Consider the following 9,566-nt stretch of genomic DNA (forward strand, 5'->3'; position numbering starts at 1 on the left):
CAGGTGACCAACAAGCAGAGAGTCATGCCAATGAACCAGAGGCGCACACCGATCCCGCAGCCGCACCAGCACACGATCATGGACTGTACGGTCCGCGACGGTGCTTACTCCGTCAATTTCCAGTTCGACATGAAGACGATCGAAACCCTGCTCGCCGAGATCAGCGCGGCGGGTCTGGAATGGATTGAAGTCGGCCATGGCCTGGGCATCAGGGGCAACACGATCGCCGAATCTCACATCACCGATCTGGAATGGTGCGGAATCGCCTCACGGCATCTGCCCGAGAGCTGCAACTGGGGCATGTTCGCGGTGGCGGACTACACCTCCCCCGACGATCTGGAACCGCTGGCCGACGCGGGAATGAAGTACACCCGCATCGGGTCCGACATGACGTCGTACGAGAACGTGTACGACCACGTCGCCCGCGCGAAAGAGCTTGGTCTGACGGTCTTCGTCAACCTGATGAAGTCCCATGTCCACGACACCGAAAAGGCCGTGGAGATCGCCGCCCGGATCGAGGACTCCTGCGAACCCGACGGCCTGTATTTCGTCGATTCGGTGGGACAGTTCCTCCCCGAGCGCACGGCACAGCTCTTCGGCGAGGCATCGCGCCGGCTCAAGACGCCGCTGGGCTTCCACGGGCACAACAACCTGGGCCTGGCCAACGCGAACTCCCTGGCCGCGATGAACAACGGCGCCTCGATCGTCGACTGCACACTGGCGGGGCTCGGCCGGGACGCCGGCAACGCCGTGCTGGAGCACATGGCCGCGGTGCTGGAGCTGCAGGAAGGCAAGCGCACCTACAACACGGACGCGCTCGCCCACACCAGCGAGCACTGCGTCTCCCGTCTGGAGACGCTCAAGGCCGACCGCGAGCTGCAGGTCCTCGGCGCGATCTACGGGCTGCACTCCAAGAACTTCCCCGCCATCACGGCCGCCGCAGAGAAGCACTCGCTCAGCCCCATGCAGCTGATGGAGGCGGTGAAGCCGACGGCCTATCAGAAGGACCTGTCGACCGCCGACATCGAAGCCATCGCCAAGTCCTTCCGCGAGACGGAGTAGGAAAATGAACGTGAAGGTCTATCCGTATCCGGTCGACCGGCAGCAGGACGTCATCCTCGAGGACCACGACGGCTACAAGGCCTCCGTCCGCCGGCTGGCGAGCACGCTGAACGAGCCGCTGCCCGCCGATCTCGCTCGGCTCATCGCGATGGAGAAGATGCCCCTCCTGGTCGACGCGTTCCGCGCGCACCGCGCCGCGGGCCACGACGGCCTGGACGTCGGAGAGGTCTCTCTCAAGAAGTCCCTGATGCTGTCGTCCATACCGCAGATCTGGGGCGCGGGGCTGAACTTCCTGGCGCACGCGAAGGATCTGGAAGCCACCCAGGACGAATTCCCGGGCTCGTACAACCGCCCCTACACCTGTGTGATCGCCAACGGCGACGCCATCAGGATTCCGCGGCAGTCCTCCCGCGTCACCGCCGAGGCGGAGCTGGGTGTCGTCCTCGGGAAGACGTGCAAGAACGTGTCCGCCGAGGACGCCTTCGACCACGTCCTCGGCTTCACCACCAGCCTCGACATGACGGACGAGGGAGCCCTCCGGCAGAACCTCCGGTACATCGCGTGGAGCAAGGGCTTCGACACCTTCGCGAGCATCGGCCCGTCCCTCGTTCTGCGGGACCGGGAGCAGTTCGAGGACCTCAAGGACATCCGCATCACCACGTACCGGAACGACGAGGTCGTCGCGAGCAACACCGTCAGCAACATGAAGTACAGCATCGGCCGGCTGATCGAGTACTTCTCGGCCGGCCGCACGCTCCCGGCCGGCACCGTGATATCGACCGGTACTCCCGGAGCCGCGGTGATCTCCCCCGGCGACACCGTCCGCGCAGAGGTTTCCGGCGTGGGCGTACTGGAACACCCCGTCGAAGCGGCGTAGTCGTAGCAGACCGAGTAAGGACTGAGAATGGTATTCGAGGCCAAGCACTTCGACTCCCTTGCCGAAAAGGGCTACTGCGTGATCGAGAACTATCTCGATCAGGAAACCGTGCAGCGCCTGCGCGCCGTGTCGGAGGAGATTCTTTCGAGCGGTGACGGCACCATGCCGCCGAGCCGCTTCCTGGAGAGCCCCGAGCTGAAGGGCGCCCTCTTCTCCGAGAAGTTCGACGCCATGGTGGCCGACCTCAGCGACAAGGTCGGTTCGCTGCTGCTGTACCCGAACTTCACGGTCCGGAAGGCCCTGCTCATCGGCTGGCACATCGACGACCGCATGTTGTCGAAGCCCGTCAACAAGTCCGGGGACTTCCCCGCGATCCTGATGTTCAACGTCTTCCTCCAGGACAACGACGCCGTCCACGGCGGGGGCATGGACATCGTCCAGTCGAGCCCCCTGCGCTCCCGGGAGGAGCGCGAGGAGATCGTCAGCAACCACACGTACACGCCGGAGAACACGATCGCGAGCAAGGCGGGCGATCTGGTCATCTTCGATTACCGCGCCGTGCACCGCGGAACCCACCCGCAGGTCGAGTCCGACGTGTCACGCCTCGCCCTGCAGTGGACGTTCTCCGTCGGTGACGCGGTCACCCAGGACTACCTGAAGTACCTGCGCGCCCGCCTGACGAAGAAGCTGCACATCTCGGACTACACCAGCCACAAGGCGAGCAACTTCTTCGCCGACCTTCCCAACGTCACCCGTGAGCTGATCGAGGAGTCCTGCGGCAAACCCGTCTTCTCCGGCGGTCTCGGATACCGCGGTCTGTCCGACATCGTGGAAGAGGAAACCCACTGATGCCGAACGTCGCACGCGTGATCCTGGATTCCCTCCAGGACGAAGGCGTTTCGGCCTTCTTCATGGTCCCGGGGAAGATGATCAACGCGTTCATGTCGAACTACCGCGATGCCGATCGCGAAGGAAATCCCCGGATCGCACCCGTGATCGCCGCCAACGAAGGCGGTGCGACGGCGATGGCCGACGGTTACGCCAGGGCCGCGGAGGGGCCCGGCGTGGTGATGGCGCTGGACGGCCCCGGCGTGGCCAACTCCGTCGGCATACTGATCAACGCGAGCGCGGACCGGTCGCCCGTCATCCTGCTGTCGGGACACATTCCCCGGGGCTTCGACGCCCATGACGCGCTGCAGGACGTCACGCCGACGGGCAGCGTCGACATGGCGGCGGTGCTCGCACCGGTGACGAGCTCGTCGCTGCAGGTGCGCAGCGACGAGCACCCGATCCGGTACTGGAACCGCACCCTGAAGAATCTCGTCGAATGCCCGACGCGCCCCGTGTACCTGTCCTACGCCGCGGACGTGCTGGCCGCGGACAGCACGGAAACCGCCGTGAGCACACGGGCGTTGCGGTCCTCGCGCACGATGTGCGACCAGCAGGACCTCGACGGCGTGCTCGCCACGATCAACGGGTCGGCGAGCGTCTCCGTACTGATCGGTTCGCATGCCAACAAGCGGGACGTGCGGAACCTGCTGACCCGGCTGTCCGAATCCCACGACATTCTCGTCGGCTCCACCGTGGACGCCAAGGGAGCCTTCACCGAGAGCCACCCGAACAGTGTCGGCGTGTTCGGGTACTCGGCCAACCCGCGGGCGACCGAACTCTTCACCCGGCAGACCCCCGAAACGGTGCTGCTCCTGGGCTGCCGCCCCACGCAGTTCAACACCAGCGCCTACGACGCCGGTCTCTCCAGCGCGCGGAACGTCATCGAAGTGACGTCTTCCGTCGAGGACATCGGCAATTTCGCTCCGGGCTCCCGGACGCTGCTGTGCGACGAGCTGCTGTTCCTGGAACGGTGGGAGGCCTCCCTGGCCGGCCGGGCGTTTCCCGGGAACGCGGCGCTGCGGGAACGCGCCGAGCGCACGCCGCTGTGGGAGAGCATTCCCGAGGACACCGGGGCGATGCACCCCGCGCGTGCGGTGCTGTCCCTGAACAAGTGGCTGAACGACCGCTGGTGCGTTGCGGACATGGGCAACCACCGGTCCTTCGCCACGCACTACTGGACGACGCACGTCGACGCCGGCTTCTACTCCAGCACCAACATGGGGGTGATGGGCTGGGCCTTCGGCGCCGGCATCGGGGTGTCGTTCGCGCGGGAGGAGCCCGGTCTCGTCATCTCGGGCGACGGCTGCGCCCTGATGAACGGCATAGAGATCCAGACCGCCGTGCGGTACCGCCGGAACATCATCTTCGCGATCTTCGACAACGCGAGCTACGGCGCGACGCGCATGAACAACCGGCAGAACCTGCCGGAGCTGAGCGTCCTGCCGGATCACGACTGGGTGAAGTTCGCCGAGTCCGTCGGGGCGGAGGGCTTCCGGGTGACGTCGGTCGACGAGCTGGACGCCGTGGCGGAGAAGATCAAGGACAGCGACGGCGTCCACGTCCTGCACGTCATCGTCGATCGCGACGCCGACACCCCGGCGGGGTCGTACCGGGAGAACCTGAAGGCCTTCGCCCGGTCGAGGAGCGGCAGCAATGGATAGCACGGCCGTCTGACACGGATCCGAGATGCACACGGCAATAACAACGAGGTAGGCGGCGGAGATGTCTGGTGCGAAGCCGAAGTTTACGAGCAACGAAGTGCGCGTACTCTTCTTCGCTTTTTTCAGTGTTGTCATCGGGTTGATGGCGGTGGATTTCTTCAACCCGTCTCTCCCGGCCATCCAGAAGGACCTGGCGGTCGGTCAGGGCACCATGAAGAACCTCATCGTGTTCTACATGATCGTCCTCGGCCTGGCGCAGTTCTTCTACGGGAGCTTCTCCGACGCCAGGGGCCGCAAGATCGCCCTGGCGACGGGGCTCGGTGTCGCGGCGGTGGGCCTGTTCGTGGGATACACCGCCCACAGCATCGTCGCTCTGGACATCTCCCGCGTGCTCACCGCGCTGGGAACCGCCGCGTGCACCGTGATATCCCGGGCGCTGATCGTCGACACGCTGCAGGAGCCGGGGAAGCTGCGCAAGGCGTTCTCCTACTTCTCGATGGCGAGTCAGCTGTCGCCGGCCGTGGCTCCGCTGATCGGCAGCTTCATCGGTGTCCACTTCGGCTGGCACCTGCAGTTCCTGCTGTTCGCCGCGGCGGTCGTCGCCGGGCTGATCATGATTGCTTCGCTGATGCCGGAGACCCATCCGGCATCAGCGCGCAGCCAGGGGAACGCGGGCAAGGTGCAGGCCTATACGACCGTGCTCAAGAACGTCAACTTCACGTCGTACAGCATCGCCTCCGCGCTGATCTTCTCCTTCACCATCGCGTTCTACGCGACGGCACCCTTCGCGTTCGACGCCCTGGGGGTCAGCCCGGTGGGCAACAGCCTCTTCTACATCCTGTACGCCCTGTCCATCATCTGCGGTTCGTTCTGCAACAGCTGGATCAGCTGGTCGCCGACGGACACCTACCTCAGGGGCCTCGTGGCCTACCTGGTGGTGTTCGGGGTCTCGGCCTTCGCGGACCTGGACAGCAGCCTGCTGAAGATCGGTCTGTTCTCGGTCGCGCTGGGCTTCATCTCCGGCATGATCGCTCCGCTGACGCTGACCCTCAGCATGACCACGGTGGAAACGGCCCGCGGCGCGGCCAGTGCCGTACAGGGTGCCATCAAGATGTTCTTCACCGGCGTGCTGCTGCTGGTGTTCGACAGCGTCGTCATCACCGGGTTCACCGCCATCGTGCTGATATTCATCGGTTTCGCGGTGGCGCTCCTGGCACTTCACCTCTTCACAGCCGCCGCCAACCGGAAGGAAAAGATCAGTGCGTGATACGACGGCCCTGGTGCTGGGCGGGACGTCAGGCATCGGCCTGGGGATCGCGCGGAGTCTCGCCGCGCACGGAGCGGCCGTGACCATCGCGAGCCGGGAGCAGGGAAAGGCCGACCAAACAGCGGAGACCATCACGGTTCCGGCCGGCACGCCGGGCGTTTCCGGGATCGGCCTCGACCTCTCGCGCCCGGAAGGAATCGCGGACACGCTGCGGCGGCACGGGAAGGATTTCGACATCGTCGTGCTCAACGGTCCGGGATACCGGCCCGGCAAGGTCGGCACGGTGACGGCGGATGACTTCTCGCAGGCGTTCGGCTCGATGTTCCTGTCACTGCAGCAGGTCGTCGCCTCGGTCGTCGACGGCATGAAGAAGAAGCAGTGGGGGAGGCTGCTGTACGTCTCTTCGAGCTCGGTGATCGTGCCGATTCACGAGCTCGCCGCCTCCTCCGTGGTGCGTGCCGCAGTGCATTCGTACATGAAGCTGCTGGCGAACGCGCTCGCCCCGGACGGGATCACCGTGAATTCGATCATTCCCGGCCGTATCGACACCCCGCGCGTGCAGTCGGTCGACGCGGTGCGGGCACGTGACCGGGGCGTCACTGCCGATCAGGTCCGCGAGGGCGCGGAGAGCCTCATCCCGGTCGGCAGGTACGGCACGCCGGAGGAGATGGGGGAGCTGGCGGCCTTCCTGTGCTCGGACCGGGCGGGTTACCTCACCGGCTCCGCCTTCCGCTGCGACGGCGGGATGATCGCCGCCCTGTGACGTGCGGACCTGTGACGTCCCGGCCCGGTGAGGCGTCACGTGCGGTGGTGCGGACGCCACCGAAGGGAAGGGAATGTCCCATCCGGCACCGGCCGGATGGGACGTGCTCCGTCAGGCGACCGGCTGACCGCCGGCGGCCCGTTGCGGCGCGCGCAGCAGCGCTGTCAGCCGGGTGCCCGACGTGCCCAGGCCGGTGAGCGTGCCCACGGGCGGTGCGGAGACCGCCGGGGGAGCGGCCTTGTGGCGCAGGAGGTCCTCCTCGCGGTAACGGCGGCACCCCTGGTGCCAGTTGAGGATCCCGGCCATCCAGTCCTGCAGCTCCCTCGCGTACTGCCCAAGGCCCGCGCGGGCCTCCTCGTCGAGAGCGAAGTCCTCGATGAGGACCGGCAGCTGATGGTCGACCACGTACTGGAACTCACGCATCCGGGAGGTCAGGAGATCGGTGACGATACCCAGCGCCTCTTCGCGCCCGCAGTCGAAGAAGTTTCCGACGACCAGCACGGAGTTGTGGATCTCGCCCTCGAACTGGATCTCCTTCTGGTACGAGAAGAGGTCGTTCATCAGGATGGCGTAGTCCATGGCCGCGTTCTCCATGGCCTGGACCGGCTGGGTGCGGTAGATCTCCGGCGGCAGCGCCGCGCCGAGGCCGTTGCGGCAGAGCGTCAGGGTCATCTCGGAGCCGAAGGTGTGGCGGCGCATCTCGATGTAGTCCACCGGCTCGGGGATGCGGTGCTGCTTCTGGTTCCACAGCTCCCAGAGCCAGGCGTCGAGCATCGTGCTGACGGCCGTGCGCAGATCGGCGCGCTGCTCCCTGGTCATGTCCCCGGTGGTGCGCGCCCACAGGTCGGCCAGGCCGAGCTCCAGGACGTGCTCCGGGCGCGGGGTGCCGGGGGAGTCCACCGGCATGAACAGCAGCAGCCGGTCCGTGCACGCCTGCGCCGCGGCCATGCCGGCCGCCCCCGTCCGCCCGCCGAAGACCGTGGGGTAGTAGTCATCGCCGTACGTGCCCCAGGTCAGCCAGTCCGTCGCCAGGTCGAGCTCCTCGGCGGTGCCTCGCGGGTGGAGTCCCGCGGCGCACAGGGCGAAGTCGTAGTCCGTGAGCTTCTCCTCGGTCCACAGCCCGGAGCCGGGGAGGGCCGGGTCGGGCGCGAGCATCCCCATGCGGTGTCCCCAGGCGAGGTTGTTCCGCCGGGAGGCGTCCAGGTGGGGGTTGAGCCGCAGCGGGTACGGCATGGGGAAGGCCGGGAGCGGCAGGTGGCCCACCACCTGGAAGGGCACGTGCGTGTGCTTGCGCAGCCGCGCCGGCGCGGTGGCCGCGACGGAGGCGATGCGGCGCGCCGCTGAGGTGCCCAGCCCGAGCGGCCCGCCGAGCAGGGCCCCGGGTGCGTTGACCGCGTCCCGCGGGGCGTCGTTCATGTAGCGGCTGGAGCGCATGTGCCATTCGTGGCCGCCGGACTGCCAGTCCTGGAGCCCCTTGACGTAGGCGAAGACGTCGTGCCGGGCCTGCGGGTCCAGGCCGTGGAGCTCGAAGAGCGGCGCCAGTTCGGTCAGGGCGGTGTGCTCGAACTGCTGGAGCCGGGAGGTGAGCCAGTCGTTGACGGTGTCGGCGGCCTGCTGGGTGCCGCAGTCCAGGAACCGCTCCAGCACGAGGACGGCGTTGGCCAGCTCGCCCTCGCTCTCGGTCTCCCGCTCGTACGAGAAGAGGTCGTTGCGCAGGTGCACGCTGTCCGCGAAGGTGTCCCTGAGCACGCGCAGCGGCCGGCTCGCGGCGATCGCCGCGGGGACCTCGGCGCCCACGGCGAACTCGACGAGGCCCGCCGACCAGGGGGCGCCGCCCACCTTGCGGCGCATCTCGATGTACTCGACCGGGTTGGCGACCCGGCCCTCGTTGATGTTGGACAGCTCCCAGACCGACTCGTTGAGCAGGTGCCGCGTGCTCTCGGTGAAGCGGCGGCGCCAGTCCTGCGACATCGCCGGGGCCGTCCGGGCCCACAGATCCGCCAGGCCCGCCTCCACCGGGTTGGTGGGCTCGGGGGTGGCGCCGCAGTCGAGGGGCATGAAGGCCGGGAGCCGGTCGAGATAGGCCTTCGCGCCGGCCATGTCGCCGGTGCGCTTGAAGACGTCGAGGAAGTGGTCGTCGAAGAAGAACACCCAGACGTACCAGTCGGTGACGAGATCGAGCACCGGGCCGGAGGCCTCCGGATGGGTGTACGAGCACAGCAGGGCGTAGTCGTGCGCCTCCAGATCCGCCTCGCTCCAGATGCCGGAGCCCTCCAGCATGTTCATCTCGCGGGCCCAGGCCCTGGAGTGCTCGCGGGCGCCTTCCAGATGGGGGTTCAGGCGCGCGGGATACGGCATGTAGAAGGAGGGGAGTTCGAAAGGGTGTGACATGGCCGCCCACGCTAGTTCGCGCGCCCCCGGCGGGTAGATCGGAAGGTCATATTTCCCCTCAATGAGGTGAAATCCGGGAGCACGCCGCTTAAGGATCTTGAGGTCGGTGCCGCCGCTTCCGGACGGGACGGCGCGCGGGCGCACGCCGTCCCGCACGGTGACCGCCGCACTACCTTGCGTACCGAGATCTGTTCGCCCCGCGTAGGGTCGGCCCCATGGGCGATGAAGCGCTGCAGAAGGACGTACTGGACGAGCTGGGCGAGGACCGCATCCAGGAGCTCGCCGGGGAGCTCGGCACCGACGCCGACGGGGCGACGCGGATGGTGCGGGAGACCGTCGCGGCCCTCCCCGATGAGCTCACCCGCGAGAACGGGGCCGGAGCGGCTCCGGCGGGCGTGGCGGGTCTCGGCGGGTTCGGCGGCCTCGCGCAGGGGCTGGGCGGCGGTCCGGGCGGCGGGCTGATGTCCGGCGTCCTCGGCAGGATCACCAAACCCGTCGCCGAGACCGTCGCCAAACGCACGGGCCTGCCGGCCGCCCAGGTCGCCCGGGCGCTCGAACTGCTCCTGCCCGTCGTCATGACCGCCATCGCCAAGCGCAGGGGAAGGAAGCGGTAGACCGCACGGCCCGCGGGACGGCCGCCGCACCGCCGCGGCC

8 protein-coding genes are annotated in these 9,566 nt (G+C 67.5%); 7 read left to right on the top strand and 1 reads right to left on the bottom strand.

What is annotated here, in order from left to right:
* The first annotated feature begins 3 nt into the window (after window positions 1-3).
* From B7P34_RS22860 to B7P34_RS22885, 6 genes are all read left to right on the top strand, one after another.
* The gene (locus B7P34_RS22860; protein WP_189382980.1) at window positions 4-1,062 is read left to right on the top strand and encodes a hypothetical protein; all 1,059 of its coding nucleotides are present in this window, start codon (window positions 4-6) and stop codon (window positions 1,060-1,062) included.
* Between the two features lie 4 nt (window positions 1,063-1,066).
* The gene (locus B7P34_RS22865) at window positions 1,067-1,939 is read left to right on the top strand and encodes a fumarylacetoacetate hydrolase family protein (RefSeq protein WP_106679315.1); all 873 of its coding nucleotides are present in this window, start codon (window positions 1,067-1,069) and stop codon (window positions 1,937-1,939) included.
* A gap of 27 nt (window positions 1,940-1,966) precedes the next feature.
* On the top strand, window positions 1,967-2,788 hold the full coding sequence (locus B7P34_RS22870) for a phytanoyl-CoA dioxygenase family protein (protein WP_106679317.1): 822 nt from the start codon (window positions 1,967-1,969) through the stop codon (window positions 2,786-2,788).
* A complete protein-coding gene (locus tag B7P34_RS22875; RefSeq protein ID WP_106679318.1) occupies window positions 2,788-4,491 on the top strand; it encodes a thiamine pyrophosphate-binding protein in 1,704 nt (567 codons plus the stop codon). The genes B7P34_RS22870 and B7P34_RS22875 overlap by 1 nt, the downstream gene beginning before the upstream one ends.
* A gap of 61 nt (window positions 4,492-4,552) precedes the next feature.
* A complete protein-coding gene (locus B7P34_RS22880) occupies window positions 4,553-5,758 on the top strand; it encodes an MFS transporter (RefSeq protein ID WP_106679321.1) in 1,206 nt (401 codons plus the stop codon).
* Window positions 5,751-6,521 (top strand): SDR family oxidoreductase, encoded by a 771-nt coding sequence (locus B7P34_RS22885; protein ID WP_106679323.1) that lies wholly within the window; start codon window positions 5,751-5,753, stop codon window positions 6,519-6,521. Before B7P34_RS22880 ends, B7P34_RS22885 begins: the two co-directional genes overlap by 8 nt.
* A 111-nt stretch (window positions 6,522-6,632) precedes the next feature.
* Here the strand turns inward: B7P34_RS22885 and B7P34_RS22890 are convergent, their stop codons facing one another.
* A complete protein-coding gene (locus tag B7P34_RS22890) occupies window positions 6,633-8,912 on the bottom strand; it encodes a terpene synthase family protein (RefSeq protein ID WP_189382982.1) in 2,280 nt (759 codons plus the stop codon).
* A 215-nt stretch (window positions 8,913-9,127) separates the two neighbouring features.
* On the opposite strand from B7P34_RS22890, the gene B7P34_RS22895 reads away from it, so the two are divergent.
* A complete protein-coding gene (locus B7P34_RS22895; RefSeq protein WP_106679325.1) occupies window positions 9,128-9,526 on the top strand; it encodes a DUF937 domain-containing protein in 399 nt (132 codons plus the stop codon).
* Window positions 9,527-9,566: the final 40 nt, after the last annotated feature.

Source organism: Streptosporangium nondiastaticum (genome assembly GCF_003011965.1).
Lineage (GTDB): Bacteria > Actinomycetota > Actinomycetes > Streptomycetales > Streptomycetaceae > Streptomyces > Streptomyces nondiastaticus.